Raw genomic sequence first — 23,897 nt, forward strand, 5'->3', positions numbered from 1 at the left:
GCCAGTGAACACTGGCTGTGCTGTTTTTTGTTAAAACAATTTGGGGGTATATGTATTAATGTTGTTAATGTTTTGCTGGCGCCATACCGCTGCTGAGAAGGGGGGACGGCGAGGGTAGGGTTACCATCAATCAGGTCAGGAAAGACACCATGAAGTATATCGTTCTATTGATCATTGTTATTGCTGTTCTGTATGTCCATTATCGCGGGCGGGTGCGCTATCGTTTCTGGCGACAGCTCTCCGATCATTCAACATTTACTGCTCCGCTGAATGGATTTATGTATTTATTTTCCCGCGTGCCGAATACGCCATATCTGCGCCCGGAGATGTTTCCCGAGCTGGCGATATTGCAGCAGAACTGGCAGGTAATTCGCGATGAAGGTCTCCACCTTCAGCAGCTGGAGCAGATTAAAGCGGCCGATAAATATAACGATGCCGGATTTAACTCATTTTTTAAAACCGGCTGGAAACGTTTTTATCTGAAATGGTATGAGGATGCCCATCCCTCCGCCAGCCAGCTCTGTCCACACACCACCGCGCTACTGCGCGATATCCCGTCGGTGAAAGCGGCCATGTTCGCCACCCTGCCAGACGGCAGCCGTCTGCCGCGCCACCGCGATCCCTACGCCGGTTCGCTGCGCTTTCATCTCGGCCTGGCGACGCCGAACGATGACCGCTGCTTTATCGAGGTGGATGGCCAGCGCTACAGCTGGCGCGATGGGGAAGGGGTGCTGTTTGATGAGACCTATATTCACTATGCGGAAAATACCAGCGGTGAGAATCGGCTGATTCTGTTCTGTGATATTGAACGGCCCATGCGCTACCGCTGGGCGCAGCAGGTGAACCACTGGCTGGGACGTCATCTGATGAGCGCCGCCTCGGCGCCCAATGATACCGGCGATCGCATTGGCGGGATTAACCGGGCGTTTCGCTATATCTACCAGATCCGCATTGTCGGCAAGCGGCTGAAAAAATGGAATAAGACGGTCTATTACATCGTTAAATGGCTGCTGTTCGGCGGCATTGCCTGGCTTATCTGGAGTGCGTTTTAACCCTCATGACGCCGGTTCCAGGGCATGATCGCCAGCAGACGCGCCATGCCGCAAAAGCCGGTCACCCCGGCGAAGGTGAGCCCGGCGCCGACCGCGCCGCTGAGCAGGAAGAAGCCGCTGCTCACGGTATAGCCCAGCAGTACACCGAGTAAAATCAGGACGCCAGCGGCAATTTGTACCTGGCGCATCAGCGGCAGCGGCTTGGATTTATCCTCCTCAACCGGGAACCCCGCGGCCCTCCAGCCCTGAATCCCCCCGGCCAGCAGGCTTGCCTGCGCCGGTGCGGCGGCGGCGGCCAGGCGAATCGCGTTATTCTGCGTCCGGGAACCCGCCTGGCAGTGAAAGATGACTGTCTCTCCGGCCCGGGCATTGAGGGTCGCACCGTTGGTCAGGCTGGCCAGCGGCACCAGTTCGGCATCGGGAATATGTTCGCGCGCGTATTCATCCGCATCACGGATATCAATCAGTCTGGCGCCCTGGGCAATCAGCGCCCGGGCTTCGGCCGGGCTTAAGGTAGCGATGGTCATAGGATCCTCACGGGCAATAGAGCATTTTCAGCGTGTTGATCACCTGCTGTACCGCAGGGTGGGTGATGAAATAGTGGATACGCTGGGCATCGCGCTCGCTGTCGATCAGCCCCTCGTCACGCATCCGCGCAAGGTGCTGCGAGGTGGCAGAAGGGCTCAGGCCGGTAGCGCGCGATAGTTCACCGGCGCTGGCCCGCGGCGCATCGCACAGCATGCACAGGATCAGCAATCGGTGAGGATTGCTCATGGCTTTCATCAGCGCGGCGGCTTCTCCGGCGCGGGCCTGCAGGTCTTCAGGTGTGGTCATATATTTTAGCTTTTTCTAAATTTAGATAACTCTAAAATAAAAACATCCCCTGCGCCAGCACTTTTTATCTGTGACTCAGGCCGGAACGGCGAGCTGGGCAATCTGCGCCCGGGCGCTGGCGATCCCTGCGTCGCGACCATGCGGACGATTGTCCAGCCCTTCGGCATAGATAAATTCCACCTCATGGATCCCCATCAGCCCCAGTACCGCGCGCAGATAGGGGGTGATGGCGTCGGTGGTCTCTCCCTGGTGAATACCGCCGCGGCTGCTGACGACCACCGCCCGAACGCCCTCGACCAGCCCCTGCGGCCAGCTGTTGGTGTAGCGAAAGGTTTCCCGCGCCCGCGCCACGAGGTCGAACCATTTCTTCAGGTCGGTCGGGACGTTGAGGTTATACATCGGCGCCCCGATCACCAGCAGATCGCTGGCTTTTAACTCGGCGATAAGCTGGTCGGAGAGCGCAACCGCCGCGCGGATGGCCGGCTGCGGATCCACTGCCCCGCGCAGGGCGGCGAACAGGGGGCGATCCAGTGTTGGCAGCGCCATGGCGCTGAGATCGTGTTCCGTGAGCCGATCGCGGTGGCCCGCCGCCCGGCGCGCCGCGAGAAATTCGTTAATCAGCTGATTGGTCAGGGATGTTTCGCCATTAATGCTGGATTTTAATACCAGAACGTTAGCCATGATGAGTGCCTCAAGTGAAGGGGAGAGGCAGAGACTAACACTGTCTTTTTTCTCTCTGGAGTGACATTATTTTCCTCTATTGTATCCCGTAAGGAACCAATTTGTGCGTGACGATCTGAACGCGATCCCGGTGTTTGTTACCGTGGTCGAGAGCGGTAACTTTGCCAGCGCGGCGGCGATCCTCCACGTGACGCGTTCGGCGGTGGGTAAAACCATTGCCCGGCTGGAAGCGCGCCTCGGCGTGGCGTTATTCCAGCGCACTACCCGTCGGCAACTGCTGACGGAAGAGGGGGAGCAATTTTACCACCAGTGCCGGGAAGCGCTGGCGCGCATCCGCGAGGCCGAAGAGGCGCTCCAGCGCGGGAAGGGCGAGGTGCAGGGGCGGCTGCGGATCTCGCTACCAGTGCTCTTTGGTCAGCGCTGCGTGGCGCCGCTGCTGTTCCGCCTGAGCCAGCGCTATCCGTTACTGAAGCTCGAGCTCCACTACAGCGACCGGCAGGTCAATCTGCTGGAGGAGGGGTTTGATCTTGCGGTGCGTATCGGAAACCTGGCCGATACCGGGTCGCTACGGGCGCGGGCGCTGGGGGAGCATGGCATGGTGCTGTGCGCGGCGGTAGAGTACCTGCGCCGCCAGCCGGCGCCGCAGACCATCGCCGGGCTGAGCGAGCACCGCACCCTCGGCTATCTGCACAACGGCCAACTGCAAAAATGGCAACTGTACGACCCGCAGCAGGGCGAAGTGCGCTTCAGTCCGCAGACGGGGCTGGTACAGGATGATTTTGCCGCCATCGCGGCGGCGGTGCAGCAGGGGATGGGCATCGCCTGGTTGCCGGACTGGCTGGTGGCGCAGGCGCTCGCCGACGGGACGCTGCAGCAGGTGCTGGCGCCCAGCGCTCAGGTGCGTTTCGCTATCCACGCGGTGTGGCCGGAGGGGCCGTGGCTGCCGCAAAAAACGCGGGTGACGATCGATGCCCTGCGGGAAGGACTGCGCCTTGCTAAAAGCACACCGCCCAGCGGTTAAGGGTATCTTAAGGCGACCGGGCGATAATGACAGAAAGATGACGACTGAGAGCTATCGCCATGAACGCCCTGGAAACCCTGAATCAATCTGTTTTTTTCGCGCTTAACGCGCAGCCTGGCGCCGCGGAGGGCCTGCTGTCGCTGGCCCGTTTTTGCGCCAGCGGCATCGTGTTTATGATGCCGGCGATCGCGCTCGGCCTGTGGTTTCTCGGTGGTCGTGAGGGACACCGCCAGGCGCTGTTTATGACCCTGGCCGTGATGATTTCCCTCGGGCTGGGGATGGTGTGCGGGACGCTCTGGTTTCATCCGCGGCCGTTTATGATCCCCCTCGGCCATACCTGGATAAGTCATCCGGCGGATAACAGCTTCCCCAGCGATCACGCTACGGTGATGTTCAGCGCCGCGTTTGCGCTGCTGTCGCTGCGCCTGCGGGCGCCTGGTCTGCTGATGCTGCTGGCTGCGCTGCCGGTGGCCTGGTCGCGGATCTATCTTGGGGTGCATTTTCCGCTGGATATGGTGGGCGCAGCCCTGGTCTCCATTGGCGGGGTCATCGTGGCGAAGCGGGTCTGGCAGGCGGTCGGCCCACGGCTGGTGCTGCTGTGCGAGGCCGTCAGCCGGCGGATGTTCTCCTGGCTGCCGGCGCGCTTTACGCCATAGCCTCAGCGACGAGGCCGTCCGGTACGGGCGGCGCGGCGGTATAGCGTGCTGCGGGCGATACCCAGTATCTGTGCCGCCCGGCTGACGTTGCCGTTAACGCTGGCCAGGGTATCGACAATCAACTGCTCGTCATGGGCCTGCAATCCTCCGCGCGGCAGCGGCGCAGGCGCGGTGCGATACGCCTCCGGCAGCGCGTCAGGCGTCAGCGTGTCGCCCTCATCGGCCAGAGCCAGCATCACCTTCAGGACGCTCTGCAGCTGGCGCACGTTTCCCGGCCACGGCAGCTGGCTGAGGTGGACCAGCAGTGCATTTGAAAGCGTCACCCGGCGTGAAACACCGCCCAGGTCGCGCCACAGCGTGGCGATAAAGGTTTCCAGCGCCGGCCACTCGCGCAGCGGGGGCAGCGCCAGGGCATACTCCCGCAGGCGCCACAGCAGATCTTCACGGAATTCGCCGGCGCTGACCCGTTGTGTCAGATTGCGGTGGGTGGCGCAGATCAAGGCGAAATTCACCGGCACGCTGCGGCTGGCGCCCAGCGGGGCCACCTCTTTTTCCTGCAACACCCGCAGGAGCCGCGTCTGCAGCGCCAGCGGCATATCGCCGATCTCATCGAGAAACAGTACCCCGCCCTCAGCCTCGCGGATTTTACCGATATAGCCGTTTTTGCTGGCGCCGGTAAATGCCCCCGGCTGGTAGCCGAAGAGCTCGGATTCGATCAGCGATTCCGGGATGGCCGCGCAGTTGATGGCGACAAATTTGCCACTGCGCCAGCGGCTGTGCTGATGCAGCGTACGGCTGACATACTCCTTGCCGCTGCCGGTTTCTCCCTCAATGCATAGCGCAATGCCGGCGTTGAGCAGCCGCAGCAGCTTTTCGCCTTCGCGCGGGCTGGTGAAAGGGAGATGCATGACCGGCGGGGCGCTTACCGCCACCCGGCGGCGGGTGGGCTCCCGCAGGCGATAGTGATAGCGGCCCTGCGGGGTGGTCAGCGGCAGCGGGACGCTGACCGCCCTTTGCGCCAGCGTCGGAAAAAGCGACGCAAAGGTGAGCTGGCCAAACTGCGCCGCGCTCAGGCCGAACTCGCGCATCGCCAGTCGGTTGCCGGCGGTGAGGACGTTGTCAGAAAAGACCAGCAGCAGCTCCTCGACGCTGTCGAGCTTGTCCACCTGCCGGTGCAGGCTCATCAGCCACTGCTCCGGATGCAGGCTCTGTTTCACCCACAGATACTCAATCTGCTTTGCCGCCGCCTTCACCCAGCCGAAGGTATGCTGGTGGGGAAAATCCGCCGGGCCGGAGATATCCAGCACCCCGGCAATACTTCCGTCCGGCCGCTGGAGCGGCATCGCCGCACAGTACAGATTCTGATTGCGGGTAAGAAAATGCTGGCGGCCATCGATTTCGCAGCCGTCATCAATGACCAGCGCGGTGCCAATGGCGTTGGTCCCGCGCCCGCTTTCGCTCCACAGATTGCCGGGGGCCAGCGCCACGCGCTGAGCCTTCTGCATCGCCTGAGTATCGCCGACGGTGTGCAGCACCAGGCCACTGGGGTCGGAGAGGACCACCACCGACTGCAGGTCCGCCACCTGGCGCGACAGGGCATCCACCACCGGCTGCGCCAGCTGCTGCAGGCTGCGGTGGCTGGCGAGCCGGTCTGCCAGCTCCCCGGCGCGCAGACGGGGAAAATCCTCGGTAGCGGGATCCAGACCATAGCGCTGGCAGCGAGACCACGAGTCGCTGAGCAGGGGGTTAGCGTTAACCTCTGGTGCGAGAAGATAGGGATTACCTGGCACAGGGCACCTCAGGGTCGATGTTGCTGTGTTGCAATATTGTAGCCATTTGGTTTATTTGGTGTTGCGATTTGCAACACAGAAGTGGACATCTGTGCGACAGCGCCTGCCATCCTGGTAAATAAATAATCCTAACTCATTAATAAATAATATAAATTATTGGCAATAAAAAACTGGCATAACCCCTGCAAAGTGAGAAGCGTTCGGCGGCAAGTTTAAAAAATCAATATGCCGCTGCGTCTCAACCCTACAGAAGGAGATTTGCGATGCGTTATGCACATCCTGGCCAGCCCGGCGCCCTGGTTTCATTTAAATCCGCTTACGGCAACTTCATTGACGGTAAATTTGTCGAGCCGCTGAGCGGTGAATTCTTTATGAATACCTCCCCGGTCGACGGCAGCAACATTGCGCAGTTTCCCCGCTCGGACGCCAAAGACATTGAGTTCGCCCTCGATGCCGCTCACCGTGCGGCGCCGGCGTGGGGTAAAACGTCAGTGCAGCAGCGCTCCAGGCTGCTGCTACAGGTCGCCGATCGTATTGAACAGCACCTGGAGTATCTGGCCGTCGCGGAGAGCTGGGACAACGGGAAACCGATCCGCGAAGCCCTGAATGCCGACCTGCCGCTGGCGGTGGACCATTTCCGCTACTTCGCCGGCTGCCTGCGCGCCCAGGAGGGAAGCACCGCCGAGATTGACGAAACGACGGTGGCCTATCATTTCCATGAACCGCTGGGGGTGGTCGGGCAGATTATCCCGTGGAACTTTCCGCTGCTGATGGCCGCGTGGAAGCTGGCCCCGGCCCTGGCGGCGGGTAACTGCGTGGTGCTCAAGCCGGCTGAACAGACGCCGCTGAGCATTACCCTGCTGCTGGAGCTGATCGGCGATCTGTTCCCGGCCGGGGTGCTTAACGTGGTACAGGGATTCGGCAAAGAGGCAGGCGAGGCGCTGGCCACCAGCAAGCGTATCGCCAAGCTGGCGTTCACTGGCTCCACGCCGGTCGGGCGGCATATTCTCGCCTGCGCGGCGGAAAATATTATCCCCTGCACTGTCGAGCTGGGGGGCAAATCGCCCAACATCTACTTCGCCGACGTAATGGAGGGAGAAGAGGAGTTTATTGAGAAGGCGGTGGAGGGACTGGTGCTTGGCTTCTTCAACCAGGGGGAGGTATGTACCTGCCCGTCGCGGGCGCTGATCCATGAATCCATCTATGAGCCCTTTATGGCGCGGGTCATGGAGAAGGTGGCGCAGATCCGCCGTGGTGACCCGTTAGATACCGACACCATGATCGGCGCGCAGGCTTCCCGCCAGCAGTTCGATAAGATCCTCTCCTACATTCAGATTGCGCGGGAAGAGGGCGGGCAAATTCTGACCGGCGGCGAGCGGGCGGCTATCGCGCCGGCGCTGGATAACGGTTTTTATATTCAGCCCACGCTGATTAAAGGCCGCAACGATATGCGCAGCTTCCAGGAGGAGATCTTTGGGCCCGTGATCGGGGTGACCACCTTTAAGGACGAAGCGGAAGCGCTGACCATCGCCAATGAGACCCAGTTTGGCCTTGGCGCCGGGGTCTGGACGCGGGATACCAACCTCGCCTATCGCATGGGCCGCGGGATTAAAGCCGGCCGCGTATGGACCAACTGCTATCATGTCTACCCGGCGCATGCGGCGTTCGGTGGCTATAAACAGTCCGGCGTCGGCCGGGAAACGCACAAGATGGCGCTGGATGCCTATCAGCAAACCAAAAATCTGCTGGTGAGCTACGGCACCGCGCCGCTGGGCCTGTTCTAAATACAACCCCGCGCTTCTGTTCCAACCTCTGTCCGCAATCCGTCCGGGTTGCGGATTTTTTTAACTGCAAAATAACCCTGCTATTTAGCCGGTTTTATTGAGCGGCATGACCAACACATTCACACGGCTGATGTAATATCTTTCACTTGAAAATAAAAAGGGTTCCACAACAAGAAATTATGCGCAGTGAGGCGGACACTTGTGCTTCATTTATGTAGAAATGATGAATATTAATACCAGGAAAATTCCTAATTTTCCTGTGCTGCCGATCGGAAGCACAATAAAACAAGACAACTTTTTGAGTAATTAACTTTAAATTTGTTAATGGTTTTAATCTGTTGTTGTTTGAAAGTGTTTTATTACCGTTTGTATAGATATGTAAATTAACATTGAAAAGGCATTTCAAAAATAAATTTTATGCCTCTGATAATCATTAACTTATTCGTAACATTGTGCCGGGTTGCCTTTTGGTAGGTGCGGTAATATATTTATTTCGCACACCAAAATAACTTTTTTAGCTTCTGTTTTTTATTAATGGTCACCTTTTGACAGAATAAAGCAGAGCGAGAGGGCGTGTGCCTACTATCCTGCGGAAGGAACGCAATGAACATTTACAAGGAGGAACTGATGAGCAGCTTCGCGATAGCCAAGCGCTATTGCCGATGACTGTGTGATATATTCGTTAACGATGAGATAAATAATGAAAACCCAACTTCGTATTATGGCAATTCTCATGGGCGCGCTGGTTTCGGGCGCGGCAATTTCAGGCAATACGCAACCGGCAAGATCGACAATGACCGTTAACCCAGGCGCCAGCGCAGGCACTCAGGGTACCGGTGGGCAGGTAATTTTTAACGGCTCTATTACCGACAGCTCCTGCAACGTCGACAGCGGTTCAACCGGCCAGACCGTGGATTTGGGCAAATGGGCCAGCAGCTATTTTACCGGCACCGGCTCCGAAACCACCAAAACTCCCTTCCATATCAAAGTCAAAGATTGCCCGGCCAGCGTGGCCAAGGTTGCGGTGCTGTTTGACGGCGCGCGCGATCAGTCTGATACCACTCTGCTGGCCACCAATGGCGGCGCCACCGGCGTGGCGATCAAGCTGTATGAAGACGACCAGAACACGGCGGTCAGCCTCGGCAAAGTGTCCAAAGATCACCCGGTCGTCGCGGGCGCCACTGCCGGCACCGGCTCTGCTGACCTCGAGTTTTACGCCGACTATGTCTCTACCGGGGCCGTGGCGGCGGGCGATGCCAACGGTACGGCTAATTTCAATATGATTTATAACTAATCTTATTGCGCGTTATTCAGAGCCAGTCCATTGCGTCTGGATCCCTAGCAGTTTGTTGAAATATTAATGGCGAAGCAGTCGCGATATATATTCGTGACGGTATTGTTGTTCCTGCTAATTATCTCAATGGTTACTGGCTCTGTTATTCACAGCTTTATTTTATTGTCTGTTCAACCTTTACCTGATGGTTATTAATGATGAAGAAAATAATTGCCGTTGCGGCTTTTCTGCTGTGCTCCACGGCAGCGCAGGCCGGTATTGTCATGGGGGGAACCCGTGTGATTTATCAGGAAGGGAAGCGTGAAGCCGCTATTTCAGTCACCAATGCCGATACTCACACACCCTATCTGGTGCAGTCGTGGGTGGAAAATTACGCGGAAAATGACAAGAGCAAGGTGCCCTTTATTGTGACCCCACCGCTGTTCCGTCTCGATCCGGAGCAGAATAACGTTCTGCGTATTAACTTTATTGGCGCCTCGCTGCCCGGCGATCGTGAGTCGGTGTTTTGGCTGAACGTCAAAAGTATTTCTCCGACGCCGCAGGGCGAGGTGAATAAGCTGCAGGTCAATATTAAGTCGAAATTCAAAATTTTCTATCGCCCCAACGGTCTGGCAGGCGACCCGGCAAAAGCCTGGCAGCAACTGAAGTTTACCCAGTCCGGCGGTCATCTGACGGTGGCAAACCCCACTCCCTATTTTGTCTCTTTTTACTCCGTCGCGGTGGGCGGGCAGAGCATCGATGAGCCAGGCATGGTGGCTCCGTTCGGCCAGAAAACGTGGCCGGTGAGCGGGCACGGCGCCGTCAAATGGCGGGCGATTAACGACTACGGTGGCGTCAGCGATTTCGCCCAGCAGTAATTCCCTTTTGTGATGACATGACCGGACGGCGCCAGCATGAAAAGAACAACAACAGCGAAGGTGCGGGAGTATGCCGCAATGCCAGTGACCGCAGGACGGGCGCTGGCGCTGGCGACAGTGCCGACGATGATGTTTTGTCTCAGCCCGCTGAACCGGGCGCTGGCCGACGACTATTTTGACCCGGCGGCGCTGGAGTTTGCCGACCCGCAGCAGCAAACCTCCGACCTGCACTACTTCGCCAAACCCGGCGGGCAGCAGCCGGGCACTTACTCTGTCACCGTGGTGGTTAACGATCAGGAGCTGGGTCAGGCTGATATTACGTTTGTTGACGATGGCGGGAAGCTGCAGCCGGTGCTGACGCCCGGTCAGCTGGCGGATTATGGGGTCAACGTCAGCGCCTTTCCCGCCTTTCAAACGCTGCATGAAGGAGAAACCTTCACCCGGATCGAGAAGTTTATTCCCGACGCCAGCAGTCGGTTCACCTTTGCTAACCAGCGCCTGACGCTGAGTATTCCCCAGGCGGCGATGAACGTGCAAAGCCGCGGCTATGTCGATCCCTCGCGCTGGGACGATGGCGTGCCGGCCGCGTTTGTCGATTACTATTTTTCCGGCGCGCAAATAAAGAACGCCGATGACGGGGAGAGCAGCCGCTCAAACTACCTCAATTTACGCAGCGGCGTGAACCTGGGCGCCTGGCGGCTGCGCAACGTCTCCTCAATGCAGTACGACCAGCAGCGCCGGCACTGGGATACCCAGAGCACCTGGCTGCAGCGCGACGTCCGCTCGCTGAAGAGCTTGCTGCGGATCGGCGATACCTACACCACCGGCGATGTGTTTGACAGCATCCCCTTTCGCGGCGTCCAGCTGATGTCTGACGATGAGATGCTTCCGGACAGCCAGCGCGGCTTTGCCCCCACCATCCGCGGCGTGGCGCACAGCAATGCCAAAGTGACCGTCTCTCAGCACGGGTATGTGATCTACGAAACCTTCGTGTCGCCGGGGGCATTTGCCATCAGCGATCTTTACCCCACCTCGCAGAGCGGCGATCTGGAGGTGAAGGTGACCGAGAGCAATGGTTCGGTGCGCACCTTTACTCAGCCCTATTCCGCAGTTCCTTTTATGCTGCGCGAAGGGCGCGGCAAATTCAGCCTTAGCGCCGGGCGCTACCATTCGGGGGCGGATACCGTCCGCTCGCCGGAATTCCTGCAGGGAACCCTGTTCTACGGTCTGTCGGCGGGGTTTACTCTCTACGGCGGTACGCAACTGGCCCAGGACTATCAGTCCTGGGCGCTGGGCCTGGGTCGCGGCTTCGGCGAGTTCGGATCGCTGGGAGGCGACGTGACCCAGGCCGTCACCCGCACGCCGTCGGGCAAGCGCTACGCGGGCCATTCGCTGCGCGCCCAGTATCAGAAAGATTTTGTCAGCTCGGGGACCTCATTCAGCCTCGCCAGCTACCGCTACTCCTCCAGCGGCTATTACGATTTTGCCGAAGCCAGCGCGCTGGAAAGCGCGCAGGGGCAGGTGGACAACCGGCGTCGCCGGGAAGAGCTGTCGGTGACTCAAAGCCTTGGCGGCCTCGGCAGTCTGGCGATCTCCGCCTGGTCGCAGGATTACTGGCACCGGCAGAGCCGGGATGAGACGGTACACCTCGGGTTCTACAGCGCCTGGAAGGGGATCTCCTGGGGCGTGGGCTATTACTACACCCGCGCCAGCAATCAGGAAAAAAATGACCGTTCCTGGTCATTTAATATCAACATCCCGCTGGGCGGCCCGCTGTCCGACAGCGCGGTAAGCTATAACACCACCTCGGACAGCAATGGCTATACCTCGCAGCAGGTCTCGCTGTATGGCGCGGTGCCGACGCGGCCAAATCTGTTCTATTCGGTCCAGCAGGGCTATGGCAACCAGGGGCGAGGCAGCAACAGCAGCGTCGCGCTGGATTACCACGGCGGCTTCGGCAACGCCCAGCTCGGCTATCGTCATGACGCCGCCAGCAACCAGCTGACTTGGGGAGGCGCCGGCTCGGTGGTCGCGCATCCGCACGGCGTCACCTTCGGCCAGACGGTGGGCGAGAGCTTCGCCATCGTCCGCGCGCCGGGGGCCGCTGGGGTGGCGGTACAAAACGGCAACAATGTGCACACCGACTGGCGCGGCTATGCCGTGGTGCCATCCCTGACCGCCTATCGAAAAAATGTCATTACCCTCGACACAGAGTCGATGGCCGACGATACCGACGTCGATCAGGAGGGGCAGACCGTGATCCCCGGCGGCGGCGCGGTGGTGATGGCCAACTACCGGACCCACATTGGCAACCGGGTGCTGTTTACCCTGCGCAATGCCCAGGGGCCGTTGCCGTTTGGCGCCAGCGCGCGGCTGGTCACGGCGGAGGAGAGCGGCAATGCGCCGGGCGGCATGGTGGCTGACGGTGGGCAGGTGTACCTCAGCGGCGTGCCGCAGGAGGGGACCCTGGCGGTGAGCTGGGTCGTTAACAACCAGTCGCAGAGCTGCACGCTGCATTTTCAACTTCCGGATAACCCACAGCAGAGTCTGAATACGGTGAAAACCGTCTCCGGACTGTGCCAGACACGCTGAGGCGGCTATGAAATCTGTTTTTCGTCTACTTCCTGTTCTCTTTCTGCTGGCGCTGAGTGGTTACCTCCCCGGCGTGCGGGCTGAAACCTGCCGCGCGAATATCGGCCAGACCACGGTCAATATTCCCAATATCAAATACTTACCCACGCTGCCGGTCAATACCCAGATGACCAGCGCGATGGCGGATAACGGCAGCGGGATCCCCTTTTCCTGCGACCTGCAGCTGCCGACGGCGAGCGCCAAACGCATCGTCTATAAGCAACTGAAAACCGGCGGCTCGCCGGTGGTGATTAACGGACAGCACGTCTACCCCAGCGCCATCGACGGCATCGGTTACTCGCTCAGCTTTCAGTGCGCGGGCGGCCCGATGCGCGCTATCGACGGCAGCCACTCCGCGGGCGGCGAGTCGGTGGTGGTGTGCGACAGCGCAATGCTTCCGGCGCTGATGACGCAGCAGCAAACCACGGTCAGGATCGCGGTGACCTTCTATAAAACCGGGACGGTGCAGCTGGCGGACGGGACGCACACCAACTCGCCGTCGCTGCCGCAGGTGGGGGAGATGACCATTGAGCAGCAGGCCAGCGGGAGCGCCAGCTATGTCGCCAGCGCGCCGGTCAGTATCGATATGGCGGCCCTGAACGTGGACATCGGCAGCAGCGGCAGCTGTCAGGTAGCGACGTCGACGATCCAGGTCACTCTGGGCACGGTAAACCGGGCGGAGTTTCACGGTAAAGGGAGCACCGGCGGCCAGGCGAAGCGCTTTTCGATCCCGGTGTTCTGCCCGTCGCCGACCGACGTGCGCATCGGCTTTTTCGGCGTCAGCGTGGAGAGCGATACCCTGGCCCTGAGCAAGGCCAGCAACAGCGCCAGCGGCGTCGGCGTGAAGCTGACCTACGGTAATAACCCCGGCGCGGCGGTCTCTGATGGCACCAGCGTTAAGATCAATGAGGCCAGCAACTTGCCGATCCTGAAAAGGGTGACCGGCACAAACGCCGGTACCGCCGAGGCGATCAATTTTAACGCCCAGTATGTGCAAACTGACGCCACGGTGGGGGCGGGCACGGCCAACAGCATGGTGACCTTCGCCCTGGAGTATAACTAGCCTGACGCTGGCGCATGGGCATTCTGCAGAGGGATGGGCACCACCGCGCCGTAGTCGTCGATATAGTTCAGCTGGTACAGGCGAGTGCTGTCGGTGGTCATCACGGTATGGCTGCTGTATGGCCGGAGCATCACGTTTCTCATCGGCGAGAGGTGGCCTTTATTATCGATCAGCGTCCCGTTGACCAGGGTGATATGCAGTGGGCCTGAGTTGGTAAAGCGCAGGTGATTCCCGCTCTGCTGCCACTGCAGCTTTTGCACCTCTCTGGCGAGGGTGGTGGTGATGGCGGGCGGACGATAAAAGAGCTTCAGGCGGGTACGGACGACAAATTGCAGCGTATGCGTGCCGACGGCTGCGGGAGGCGTCTCCTGGATATTGACCCAGTACACGCTTTCCCGATCGCCGGGCAGCCCGCCGCCGAAATAGATAAAGCGCAGCTGGGCGGATTGTTGCGGCGATAAATAGACCTGCGGCGGCGTCGCCACTATCGGCAGGCCGACGCGCGAGGTATTGAGTCCGGCGTCCAGCCAGATCTGCACTTTATAAGGCGTGCTGCTGCGATTGTGAATGTTCAGGCTGGCGACCTTTTCTTTCCCGGAATAGACCACCCGCGTGGCATTAATGGTGATCCCGGCGCAGGCCTGAAAGGTCACTGCGCAGAGCAGAACCGCCAGCTGTGTTTTCATGAGCACTCCCTTGACGTCTCATCCCTGACCGGCAAGCTATTCCTGCATAATGGTAAATCGGGCCGTCGCATTGCCGTCGCCGGGATCGGCGTGGGTTTTGTCCCAGGTGTAATAGAAGGCGTTCAGCCTGAAGGTTCCGGAGCCGCCGTCCACCGGGATCTCTATGCGGGGATCGTGTTGCGGATCAAGGCGTTCATCGAGGCTGAGCGGGGTGCCCGTGCGGTCAGTGAGCAGAATACCTACCTTGCTGGCCGGCTTACCGCTGCCGTCGAGCGCCAGCACGCGATTTTCAGGTGTGCCGGCAGGCGAGGGGCCGTCAACCACAATGTAGTAAGTGCCTTTCTCACAATCTTTAACGCGAATGTCGATGCCGACTGCCGGCCCGGTCCCAGACTGACTGTTTTTCAGTCTCGACAGCGGAATAGCGCCCATACTGACGTCGATGACCCCGCTGTCGCTCACCCCTTCGAGCTTGCAGGAGGCGTTCACGACCTTGCCGATGAAATTCAGCTTGCCCTCTGCCGCGAGTGCAGGGACAGCGGCCAGCCCGGCAAAGACCGTCGCCAGACACAGCGTGATTATTTTCATTTTCTTTCCTTCTCTATTGCCCGTAAAGCTGGCGCCAGGGCCGTTATTTTGATGAGTCTTATTTACGCCAGGTATGTTTTTTATTAATTCATCTGACTGACAAATTTATTAATACCAGGAAATAAACTGGCTTGTTATTTAGGGGCTGCTTTTGTCGGGATAGTAGCGTGGGGGAATTGCGACGTAAATAAGACGGTTATTAACGCGAGTTGAATGCCAAATATCGCTCGATAAAATAAATTGCTATTTTAATTCAATGCATTAGAAATAGCTTATTGCTCTTTTTTGCCAGGTGTTCGAACCCACTTCATGGTGGAAAATACGATCGTTCACGTAAGGCTACGCCCGGCAGATGAGGGATCATTCACCGGAGGGGGGCTGTTTTTTATCGCCAGATTTGCGATCGGCAACCGTGCTGCCGGGTTGTATGTCACGATGATTAAAAATAGGATGAATGCCCTGGCGTATGCTGCGGATGGTGTTGACTGATAAGCGGCCGATCACCCCGGCGCGAAAAATCGATAACGATAAGGATGGCGAGATGAAACTGACGGTGGGGCTGGCGCTGACGCTGGCGATAATGACCTGCGGCGCCCAGGCGCGCGATATGCAAACCATCGAGCACAGCGGTGAGCTGAAAGTGGGCGTGCCGGGCGATTACGCCCCGCTGGCGTTTCGCAATGCCGCCGGCGAGCTGCAGGGCTATGACGTGGACATGGCCCGCGATCTCGGGCGCACGCTGGGGCTGAAGGTGAGCTTCGTCTACACCAGCTGGCCAGCGCTCGCCGCCGATCTGCGGGCGGACAAGTTTGATATTGCGATGGGCGGCGTGACGCAGACTCCGGCGCGGGCGAAGGACTTCGCCCTCAGCCATCCGGTAGTGGCGAACGGTAAAATCGCCTTAGCCAACTGCCAGGCCGCCCCGCGGCTCGGCTCGCTGGCGAAGATTGACCGCCCGGAGGTGAAGGTGGTCGTCAACCCTGGCGGCACAAACCAGAGCTTTGTCGATGAGCATATTAAGCAGGCGCAGATCATTCGCGTACAGAACAACGTCGACAATCTGGAGGCGCTGCGGCAGAAAACAGCCGATATGATGGTGACAGACCTGATCGAAGGCGACTATTACCAAAGCAAAGAGCCCGGCGTGTTCTGCGTTGCTAACGAAACACCGTTCGCCGGCACCGCCAGCGACAAGGTGTATATGATGAATAAGGATAACCCGGCGCTGCTGGAGAAAGTGAACCAGTGGCTGGATAGCCAGGACAAAGAGGTTCTCAAACGGAAGTGGAAAATTCGCGGTTAACGCGGCGGCGCGCCACCGCCGGCAGACGCGTCCGGCGGTGGTTATCGTCCACGGTTAGCGCTGCGGCGACAGGGTCTGTCGCGCGAGGCCGCGGAAGTAGCAGGCGTAGCCGAGGGTGGCGGTCAGGCACAGCATATAGCCAAACGACTCGCTGCCTTCCTCGACCGTGTTTTTCACCACCCGGGCGTAGTTCTCATCCAGCACGGCGTACCACAGGCCGTGCATACCAAACAGCCGAGAGAAGACCAGAATCGCCAGCAGGCCGCTGATCATCATCCCGTAATAGGGCGTGCGGGTATACTCCGCCAGCTGCGACAGGGTCTGAGGCAGATGGCGCAGCGGCGCCAGCAGCGACCCTACGGTGGTCAGCAGGGCAAACCACACCCAGCTGCCGTGGGAGAGCAAATCAAACAGGCCATCCAGTTCACGGATCAGCATGGCGAGGAAGAAGCCGCCGATGAGGATATTGCTATAGCGCAGGTGGGTATATTTTCGCGCCAGCAGGAAGTGAACCAGTACGATGACGGCCAGCACGCTCTCCTGCACCACTTCGGTGAGCGACACCTCCGGGATGTCGTTACCAAACACCCGAATATCCACCCACAGACAGAGTACCGCGAGGGCGGCTGCGACCGCCGCGCCGAGAAAGAATAGCAAGCTTCGTAACAGAGACATTAACACCACAACTTATACTTAAAAGAAATATCATAAGTTTTGGGAATGCATGTTCCTGTTCACTTTGTGCGACTTTGCCGCGTTTTTTTAACATTTTGCGCGGTTTAGCGCCGGCGAAGGCGACAGGGGAGGGTGACTCCCCTGAATGAGGTGGGCGTCAGAGAATATCATCCACCACGCCGCCGTCGACGCGCAGTGCGGCGCCGGAGGTGGCCGATGCCTGCGGCGAGCAGACGTAGACCACCATATTGGCGACCTCTTCCACCGAGGCCGCCCGCTGGATCACCGAGCTCGGACGATGGGTCATGACAAACGTTTTCGCCAGTTCCTCCAGCGACTTGCCGGTTTTCGCCACGTCGTCTTTCAGCATCTCGGCAAAGCCGTCGGAAATCGTCGGCCCTGGCAGTACGCTGTTAACGGTCACTCCGCTGCCGGCGACATATTTCGCCAGGCCGCGGGCCAGCGACAGCTGCGCGGTCTTGGTCACGCCATAATGGATCATGTCCGCCGGGATATTGCGCGCCGATTCTGAGGAGATAAACACCACCCGCCCCCAGCCTTTACTGACCATCGCCGGGAGCAGCCCCCGTGACAGGCGTACGCCGGACATGACGTTGGTCTGCCAGTAGTTGTCCCATGTCGCGTCGTCGGTGGCGTAGAAATCCTGCGGGCCATAGATCCCGGCGTTATTGACCAGAATATCGACGCCGGTCACCGCCCGCAGCAGCTGGGCTGCGCCGTCGGCGTCGCTGAGGTCGGCGATGGCGGGTCGCGCCTTCGCGCCCGACACCTCATTTTGCAGACGAGCGATGGCGGCGTTCACGCTCTGCTCGCTGCGCCCGTTAATGATGATCTCTGCGCCGCTCTCCGCCAGGCCTTTGGCGATGGCGAAGCCAATACCCGCCGTGGAGGCGGTGACCAGCGCGACTTTCCCCGATAAATCAATCTTCATGTTCCTGCCTTCTGGTTGTGGATCTCCCATTAAGCGTAGCAGCGGCAGTATGGCTGGGGATCAGTAACCGGCGTGCTTATTGACCAGGTTCTTCAGCGGCAGCCCGCGGCGCTGGCGCTGAATGTTCTCCAGCAACTGGCGGGCGATCACCTCGGCAGGGGCCGCAGAGGCCATATGCGGGGTGATGACCACCTGCGGATGGCGCCACAGCGGATCGTCCGCCGGCAATGGCTCCTGCGGGAAGACGTCGAGCACCGCCCCGGCGAGCTGGCCGCTCTCCAGCGCCGCCAGCACATCGTCATTGACCATATGCTCCCCGCGGCCGCAGTTGATCAACACCGCCCCGGCGGGTAGCCGGTTGAACAGCGGCGCGGCGAGGATACCTCGGGTCTGCGCGGTGAGCGGCAGGAGGTTAATCAGCCCGTCAAGCGACCCAAGAAAGTGGTCGAGCGCCTCCTCGCCGCGATAGCAGGTGACACCAGCCAGCTGCTTTTCACTGCGCGACCAGCCGGAGACCCGATAGCCGAGGCGGGCCAGCTGGTCTGCGATATAGCCGCCAATTTCGCCCAGACCCATAATGCCGATATGGAAGTCGGCGGCGGCGCGCTGGGGATAGAGCTTCCAGGTTTGGGTTCGCTGGTGGGCCAGCGCCCGGTCGAAATGGCGCTGAAACCACAGGACGCTCCACAGAGCATATTCGAACATGCCGTGGCGAAAATCTTCATCGATCACCCGGCACAGCGGGATCTCGCTGGCGAACAGCGCGGGCGGCAGATGATCGACCCCGGCGGACGCGGCCTGGATCAGCTTCAGCCCCGGCGAACGGCTCAGCAGCTGCGGGTCCGGGAACCAGCAACTGGCGTACTGGGCGTCGCGTGCCGCCTGGTGATGGGGCAGAAGCGCCGTGACGTCGGGAAACTGCTGCAGGGCGGCGCAAATATCGCGGGCGAAATCCGCGTCGTTACAATCCACAACGATAGTGATATCAGACATAGGCGTTAGTCTTTGTAAGAGGTATCGAGACGGTCAAGACGGCGCAGCCACGCCTGCCAGACCTGTTGACGTTCATGCTCCACGCCCATCAGCTGCTCGCAGGCGTGCTGGCTGAGGTGCGGAGCGATGGTGTGGATCGGGCTGAGGGCCGCCAGCTGGGCGGTGGCCATCTGGATCTCGCAGGCGCGGTTCAGGTAGTACATGATATAAAAGGCGTCAGCCACGGTGCGGCCCACCGACAGCAGGCCGTGGCTCTGCAGGATCATGGCGATATTATTCCCCAGCGAGCGCTGGATGCGCGCCCGTTCGTCGAGGTCAAAGGCCACCCCTTCATAGGGATGGTAGCCGACGCGCTGGTAAAACTCGGTGCTGATCTGGTTGAGCTGCAGCAGGCCGTCCTCGCAGGCGGCCACCGCCATTCCCGGCAGCGTATGGGTGTGGATCACGCAGTGGGCATCTTCCCGGGCCATATGCACCGCGCTGTGGATGGTAAAGCCCGCCGAGTTAGCCGGTGCGTCGCCCTCTACGACCTTACCCTGCATATCCACCACGATCAGGTTGCTGGCGGTGACTTCGTCAAACATCATGCCGAAGGGATTAATTAAAAAACGCGGCTCGCCGTCGCCGGGCAGGCGCACGGAGAAGTGGGTGTAGAGGGTATCCTCCCAGCCGAACAGCGCCGCCAGCCGGTAGGCGGCGGCCAACTGCTGGCGCAGGTGTTGCTCAGTTGCCATTTAGCGTACTCCCATAAATTCACGGATTCGTTGCAGAGAAGGGGCCTCCAGCGGGCTGCGGATCACCTGCGGGGCGATATCGGCCTGCACCACGCCGTTCTCCATTAGCACCACGCGGTCGGAAATCGACAGGGCGAACTCCATCTCGTGAGTGACAATCAGCATGGTCATGCCTTCGCGGGCCAGCGACTGAATGACCTTCAACACTTCGCCTACCAGCTCCGGATCCAGCGCCGAGGTTGGCTCGTCAAACAGCATAATGTCCGGTTTCAGCGCCAGCGCCCGGGCGATCGCCACGCGCTGCTGCTGGCCGCCTGAGAGCTGCCAGGGGTATTTGTGGGCATGGGCCAGCAGGCCGACGCGGTCGAGCAGCGCCAGGGCCTGCTCGCGGGCGACCGGCTGGTCAAGCAGCTGGTGATAGCGCGGGGCCAGCATCACGTTGTCGAGCACCGTGCGGTGGGGGAACAGGTTGAAGCTCTGGAAGACCATGCCGATGCGCCGCACCCCGGCGCGCATCTGGCGTTTGTCGACGATGGCTCCGCCCTTCAGATAGTCCTCGCCGTAGAGAATGATCTCCCCGCCATCAAGGCTTTCGAGGGCGTTGATGGTGCGGATCAGGGTGGTTTTTCCGGAGCCGGACGGGCCGATGATGCTGATCACCTCCCCGTTCTCCACCTGCAGATCGATGCCTTTCAGCACCTCATGCTGACCCCAGGATTTGCGGATGCCCCGCAGATCGAGCGCTGGCGGCGCGCCGTTGACGGCCGGCGTTTTGATCTCCTCCGTCAGCGCCGGCAGGCTCTGGCGCAGCGCCTGGCATTCCGCCTCGCTGAGGGTTTGCGGACGCTTGCGCTGAATATCGAGACGATTTTCCAGCGCCCGGAACAGCCAGGTGAAGACGGTAACCACCATCACGTAGTACACCGCCACCGCCAGCAGGGTCTCCATCACGAGGAAATTTTGCGCATACAAGCGCTGGCCGGTGAGCAGCAGCTCGGGTAAGGAGACCACCGACAGAATCGAGCTCAGCTTAATGATGGTGATGTATTCATTGATCAGCGTCGGCAGCGAGATGCGAAACGCCTGAGGAATAACAATCAGCCGCTGGATGCCGATAAAGCTGAAGCTCAGCGCATGGCCCGCCTCGCTCTGCCCCTTGGCCACCGACAGCAGGCCGCCGCGGTGGATCTCCGCCATATAGGCCGCTTCGGTGACGGTCATCGACACCAGCCCGGCGATAAACGGCACCCCGAGTAGCGGCTGGGTCACCGGAAACAGCTGCGGCAGGTTGTAGACAAACACCAGCAGCACCATCAGCGGCACGCTGCGAAAAAACCAGATATAGAGTTCGACGGGGATCTTGACCCAGCGCGGCGCGGAGAGCTTCGCGCAGGCTAACAGAAAACCGACCACCAGGCCGATCCCCCAGGACAAGGTGCTGACCACGATCACGGTCACGCACGCCTGCCAGAATGCTCCAATGCTAAACAGTGAAAAAAAGTATCCCCAATCGAACGCCATACCGACTCCTGTTGCGCAGTGCTTATTGTCTTAATCGATGCTTTCTAAGTTGTATTTTTTGATCAGCGCGGCATATTGGCCGTTGGCTTTCAGCGTGGCCAGGGTGGCCTTAATCGCCTCCGCCAGCTCGGTGTTGCCTTTGGCGACGTAGATCCCCAGCGGCAGCGGGTAGACCAGGCGCGTAGAGCTTATCCCCAGGCGGCCGCGGCTCTTGTCGACGATGATCTGCGCCGCCGGGGCAATCTCAAGCTGGGCGCCGATGTTCTTCGACAGCAGCGCCTGCGAGGCTTCCGGCGCCGTCGGGAACTCCTGAATGGTGATGGCCGGTTTGCCGTTTTTCAGGCACCACTCATCGGAGTGTTTTTTCAGGCTGGTCACCCAGGTGGTGCCTGCCTGCAGGCCGACCTTCACGCCGCACAGCTCATCTTCGGTTTTCGGCTGCACCGCGCCGCCCTTCAGGGCGATGATCGACGCGCCGGAGAGGGCGTAAGGGATGGCGTCGGCCTGCTTCTGGCGTTCCGGCGTCACGTACATCCCGGAGATCACCGCATCATATTTCTTGCCGATGCCGAGGATCAGGCTGGTGAACTTGGTGTCGATCAGCTGCGGTTTGGCCTGCAGATGTTGGGCGATCAGCGCGGCGAAATCCGGGTCGAGACCGACGATGTTGTTATTGCTGTCATAGGACTCAAACGGCGGGTAGGTGACCTCCATCCCCACCTTAAAGACGCCCTCGGTCAGCAGTTCCGCCGCCTGGGTGACAGGGGAAAAACAGGCGCTGACGGCGAGGGTAAGCGCGACACGGCGCGAGATTTTTTTCAGGGTGCTAGTCATCATGGTTCCTCACGGGTGGTTAGGGGTTTTTTTGCTGTGCCTGTTTTTTCAAATGGCCAAAGGTATTGGTGCCGCGCGCGCGCTCCGGTAGCTGAAGTTCACCGCGATTGACCTTCTCGCGCAGGTAGCGATAGGTTTGCAGCGCCTGGCTCCACATATGCTCCCCGATGCTGAGCTCCTGATATTCACCGGCTTCGCCGGCGGCGAGGAAGGTCGGCAGCGGGCGGATCAGCGTGTGGTAATCGCAGGCGAAAAACAGCGGGAAGGAGTACCGCTCCTGCGGCACTTTGCGCACCCGGTGGGCTGTAGCAACAAATGTGCCAGCGCTGAGCACTTCCAGCATGTCGCCGATATTGATCACGAACGCCTCTTCTCCGGCGGCGTTCTTGACGGGAGGTGCATCGATCCACACGCTTTCTTCATTGAGGACTTCAAGGCCAGGCTGGTCGGCGAGCAGCAGGGTGAAGCACTCATAGTCGGTGTGTGCACCAATTCCGGGAACATCTTCGACGCTGGCGTCGAACGGGTAATGGATCAGCCGCAGCTTGGCCGGCGGGCAGGTCACCATCGGTTTGAAATACCCTTCCGGCAGACCGAGCGCGAGGGCGAAAGCGTCGAACAGACGGTGGCCGAGGGCGAAAACCGCGTCGTAGTAGGCCAGCACCCGCGCGCGGAAATCCGGCAGATCGGGCCACTCATTGGCGCCGATCAGCGGCGTACCGGCGAGCACCAGCGGATGGTCATCCGCTGCCTGGAAGCCGATATCGAAGGCCTCTTTATGGTCCGGCTTGCCGGAGCCGTAGATCTCTTCTCCTTCCGGAACATAGCCCTTATGGCTTTTGGAGTGGCCGATGTAATAGTTCATCTTCTCCTCCATCGGCAGGGCGAAGATCTGCTTCGCCGCCTCGCGGACGCCGGCGATCAGCGCCGGGTCGATGCCGTGGCCGGTGATGTAGAAAAAGCCCACCTCGCGCGCCGCGCGGCCGATGGCGTCGGCCACCGCCTGGCGCCTGGCGAGATCGTCGCCGGCCAGATCGCGGATATCGATGGTCGGGAGTTCAGTAAAAGCGTGCTTCACGGCGGTCATGGCTGCGGTTCCTGTTCAGTGAGCGTTAAAAACTGCTGAAAGTGGGCCTGCTGGCGCGCGGCCATCCAGGCGTTGAGCGACCAGAGGTCGGCCACCGGGACGTTGGTGAACGGCAGATGGTGCAGATAGCCGTCGGCGCCAAACTCCGGGGTCAGCGTGGTCTGCAGGTAGCCCCGCTGGCGCTGTGAATACCAGACCTGCTGCCAGAAACGCTCGGCAAAAGCCAGCGCCGGCTGATACTCCGGCGCCGCCGGGTGTGGCACCTGCGGCCCCTGGTCGTAGCCCACCCGAGCCTGCACGTGATGCACGCGGTCGATAAAGGCGCTGAAGTCATCGCTGGGGTCATCCAGCAGGCGCTCGCTGACCACCACCCAGTGGCTGATGTCGGCGGTAAAGCGCAACTGGGGGAGCTGCTGAATAATCTCCAGCGTGAGCCACGGGCTGTACAGCGAGGTGGCGCGATGGGTTTCAAAACTGCAGGTCAAACCAAACCCGGCGGCCAGCTCGTGCGCCTTGCCGAGAAAATCGACCTGCTGCGCCAGCGGCCAGCGATCGTTGCCCGCCAGCAGATTGACAAAGCGCGGGTTGAGGCTGCTGGCCTCGGCGAAGCGGGTCTGCAGGCGCGCCAGATGCTGCTCCGGCGTTTCATGCTGGGCGGGAAGCACTCCGCCGCCGCTGAAAAGAATGGCGATATACTCCAGCCCCGACGCCTGCAGGCGGTCGGCGAGCTCCCGCCGTTCGGCCACCGTTAACGGCACGCGGGCTTCGATACCGCAGCAGCCGACGCGCTGCAGCTCATCCAGCGTTTGCGACCAGGGGGTGGTGACTCCCCAGAGGGTGCGAAAGCATTTCAGCTCCATG

General features: G+C 60.1%; 22 protein-coding genes and 1 pseudogene. 9 read left to right on the forward strand and 14 right to left on the reverse strand.

Annotation, left to right across the window (positions count from 1 at the left end; translation table 11 throughout):
* Positions 1–149: 149 nt before the first annotated feature.
* The gene (gene lpxO, locus DTA24_RS06170) at positions 150–1,052 is read left to right on the forward strand and encodes a lipid A hydroxylase LpxO (RefSeq protein WP_012967381.1); all 903 of its coding nucleotides are present in this window, start codon (positions 150–152) and stop codon (positions 1,050–1,052) included.
* Here the strand turns inward: lpxO and DTA24_RS06175 are convergent.
* From DTA24_RS06175 to DTA24_RS06185, 3 genes and pseudogenes are all read right to left on the reverse strand, one after another.
* A pseudogene (locus tag DTA24_RS06175) lies at positions 1,033–1,579 on the reverse strand (rhodanese family protein). The gene lpxO and the pseudogene DTA24_RS06175 sit on opposite strands and share 20 nt — an antisense overlap.
* Before the next feature lie 7 nt (positions 1,580–1,586).
* Complete coding sequence (locus tag DTA24_RS06180) at positions 1,587–1,886, reverse strand: ArsR/SmtB family transcription factor (RefSeq protein WP_039102458.1); 300 nt, start codon at positions 1,884–1,886, stop codon at positions 1,587–1,589.
* Between the two features lie 75 nt (positions 1,887–1,961).
* On the reverse strand, positions 1,962–2,567 hold the full coding sequence (locus tag DTA24_RS06185) for an FMN-dependent NADH-azoreductase (RefSeq protein ID WP_082227675.1): 606 nt from the start codon (positions 2,565–2,567) through the stop codon (positions 1,962–1,964).
* Between the two features lie 103 nt (positions 2,568–2,670).
* Here DTA24_RS06185 and DTA24_RS06190 point away from each other — a divergent pair, with 103 nt between their 5' ends.
* Complete coding sequence (locus DTA24_RS06190; RefSeq protein WP_032733665.1) at positions 2,671–3,588, forward strand: LysR family transcriptional regulator; 918 nt, start codon at positions 2,671–2,673, stop codon at positions 3,586–3,588.
* A gap of 59 nt (positions 3,589–3,647) precedes the next feature.
* A complete protein-coding gene (locus tag DTA24_RS06195) occupies positions 3,648–4,244 on the forward strand; it encodes an undecaprenyl-diphosphatase (protein WP_008806125.1) in 597 nt (198 codons plus the stop codon).
* 2 nt (positions 4,245–4,246) lie between these two features.
* Here the strand turns inward: DTA24_RS06195 and DTA24_RS06200 are convergent, their stop codons facing one another.
* Positions 4,247–6,034: a sigma-54-dependent Fis family transcriptional regulator gene (locus tag DTA24_RS06200; RefSeq protein ID WP_016161670.1), complete on the reverse strand. Its 1,788-nt coding sequence runs from the start codon at positions 6,032–6,034 to the stop codon at positions 4,247–4,249.
* A 263-nt stretch (positions 6,035–6,297) separates the two neighbouring features.
* Between DTA24_RS06200 and DTA24_RS06205 the strand changes: the two genes are divergently transcribed.
* The 5 genes from DTA24_RS06205 to DTA24_RS06225 all read left to right on the forward strand — a co-directional run bounded on the left by DTA24_RS06205 (position 6,298) and on the right by DTA24_RS06225 (position 13,663).
* Positions 6,298–7,818 carry an aldehyde dehydrogenase family protein gene (locus tag DTA24_RS06205; RefSeq protein WP_123836592.1) on the forward strand — a complete coding sequence of 507 codons (1,521 nt, stop codon included), beginning with the start codon at positions 6,298–6,300 and terminating at the stop codon, positions 7,816–7,818.
* A 700-nt stretch (positions 7,819–8,518) separates the two neighbouring features.
* Positions 8,519–9,112 (forward strand): fimbrial protein, encoded by a 594-nt coding sequence (locus tag DTA24_RS06210; RefSeq protein WP_008806122.1) that lies wholly within the window; start codon positions 8,519–8,521, stop codon positions 9,110–9,112.
* A gap of 194 nt (positions 9,113–9,306) precedes the next feature.
* Positions 9,307–9,969: a molecular chaperone gene (locus DTA24_RS06215; protein ID WP_008806121.1), complete on the forward strand. Its 663-nt coding sequence runs from the start codon at positions 9,307–9,309 to the stop codon at positions 9,967–9,969.
* Positions 9,970–10,047: 78 nt separating this feature from the next.
* Complete coding sequence (locus DTA24_RS06220) at positions 10,048–12,561, forward strand: fimbria/pilus outer membrane usher protein (RefSeq protein ID WP_012967384.1); 2,514 nt, start codon at positions 10,048–10,050, stop codon at positions 12,559–12,561.
* A gap of 7 nt (positions 12,562–12,568) precedes the next feature.
* A complete protein-coding gene (locus DTA24_RS06225) occupies positions 12,569–13,663 on the forward strand; it encodes a fimbrial protein (RefSeq protein ID WP_008806119.1) in 1,095 nt (364 codons plus the stop codon).
* Here DTA24_RS06225 and DTA24_RS06230 read toward each other — a convergent pair.
* A complete protein-coding gene (locus DTA24_RS06230; RefSeq protein ID WP_008806118.1) occupies positions 13,660–14,349 on the reverse strand; it encodes a molecular chaperone in 690 nt (229 codons plus the stop codon). The two genes, DTA24_RS06225 and DTA24_RS06230, sit on opposite strands and share 4 nt — an antisense overlap.
* Positions 14,350–14,385: 36 nt before the next feature.
* Complete coding sequence (locus DTA24_RS06235; protein ID WP_023298103.1) at positions 14,386–14,937, reverse strand: fimbrial protein; 552 nt, start codon at positions 14,935–14,937, stop codon at positions 14,386–14,388.
* Between the two features lie 466 nt (positions 14,938–15,403).
* Here DTA24_RS06235 and DTA24_RS06240 point away from each other — a divergent pair, with 466 nt between their 5' ends.
* Complete coding sequence (locus tag DTA24_RS06240) at positions 15,404–16,240, forward strand: transporter substrate-binding domain-containing protein (protein ID WP_012967386.1); 837 nt, start codon at positions 15,404–15,406, stop codon at positions 16,238–16,240.
* Between the two features lie 54 nt (positions 16,241–16,294).
* On the opposite strand, the gene DTA24_RS06245 is transcribed toward DTA24_RS06240, so the two are convergent.
* The 8 genes from DTA24_RS06245 to DTA24_RS06280 all read right to left on the reverse strand — a co-directional run bounded on the left by DTA24_RS06245 (position 16,295) and on the right by DTA24_RS06280 (position 23,896).
* Complete coding sequence (locus DTA24_RS06245) at positions 16,295–16,915, reverse strand: hypothetical protein (RefSeq protein ID WP_046622092.1); 621 nt, start codon at positions 16,913–16,915, stop codon at positions 16,295–16,297.
* A gap of 157 nt (positions 16,916–17,072) precedes the next feature.
* On the reverse strand, positions 17,073–17,867 hold the full coding sequence (locus tag DTA24_RS06250) for an SDR family NAD(P)-dependent oxidoreductase (protein WP_012967388.1): 795 nt from the start codon (positions 17,865–17,867) through the stop codon (positions 17,073–17,075).
* A gap of 60 nt (positions 17,868–17,927) precedes the next feature.
* A complete protein-coding gene (locus DTA24_RS06255; RefSeq protein WP_008806113.1) occupies positions 17,928–18,860 on the reverse strand; it encodes a 2-hydroxyacid dehydrogenase in 933 nt (310 codons plus the stop codon).
* A 5-nt stretch (positions 18,861–18,865) separates the two neighbouring features.
* Positions 18,866–19,594, reverse strand: a complete 729-nt coding sequence (locus tag DTA24_RS06260) for a class II aldolase/adducin family protein (RefSeq protein ID WP_004899997.1) — start codon at positions 19,592–19,594, stop codon at positions 18,866–18,868.
* Positions 19,595–21,115 carry an amino acid ABC transporter permease/ATP-binding protein gene (locus DTA24_RS06265; RefSeq protein ID WP_012967389.1) on the reverse strand — a complete coding sequence of 507 codons (1,521 nt, stop codon included), beginning with the start codon at positions 21,113–21,115 and terminating at the stop codon, positions 19,595–19,597. It abuts the gene before it with no gap.
* A gap of 30 nt (positions 21,116–21,145) precedes the next feature.
* Entirely contained in the window at positions 21,146–21,949 is an 804-nt protein-coding gene (locus DTA24_RS06270) for an ABC transporter substrate-binding protein (RefSeq protein WP_016161662.1), read from the reverse strand.
* 19 nt (positions 21,950–21,968) lie between these two features.
* Positions 21,969–23,036 (reverse strand): isopenicillin N synthase family dioxygenase, encoded by a 1,068-nt coding sequence (locus DTA24_RS06275; protein WP_004145695.1) that lies wholly within the window; start codon positions 23,034–23,036, stop codon positions 21,969–21,971.
* Complete coding sequence (locus DTA24_RS06280) at positions 23,033–23,896, reverse strand: sugar phosphate isomerase/epimerase family protein (RefSeq protein WP_123836593.1); 864 nt, start codon at positions 23,894–23,896, stop codon at positions 23,033–23,035. Before DTA24_RS06280 ends, DTA24_RS06275 begins: the two co-directional genes overlap by 4 nt.
* Position 23,897: the final 1 nt, after the last annotated feature.

It is taken from the genome of Klebsiella sp. P1CD1 (assembly GCF_003790505.1).
In the GTDB taxonomy this organism is placed as follows: Bacteria; Pseudomonadota; Gammaproteobacteria; order Enterobacterales; family Enterobacteriaceae; genus Klebsiella; species Klebsiella variicola.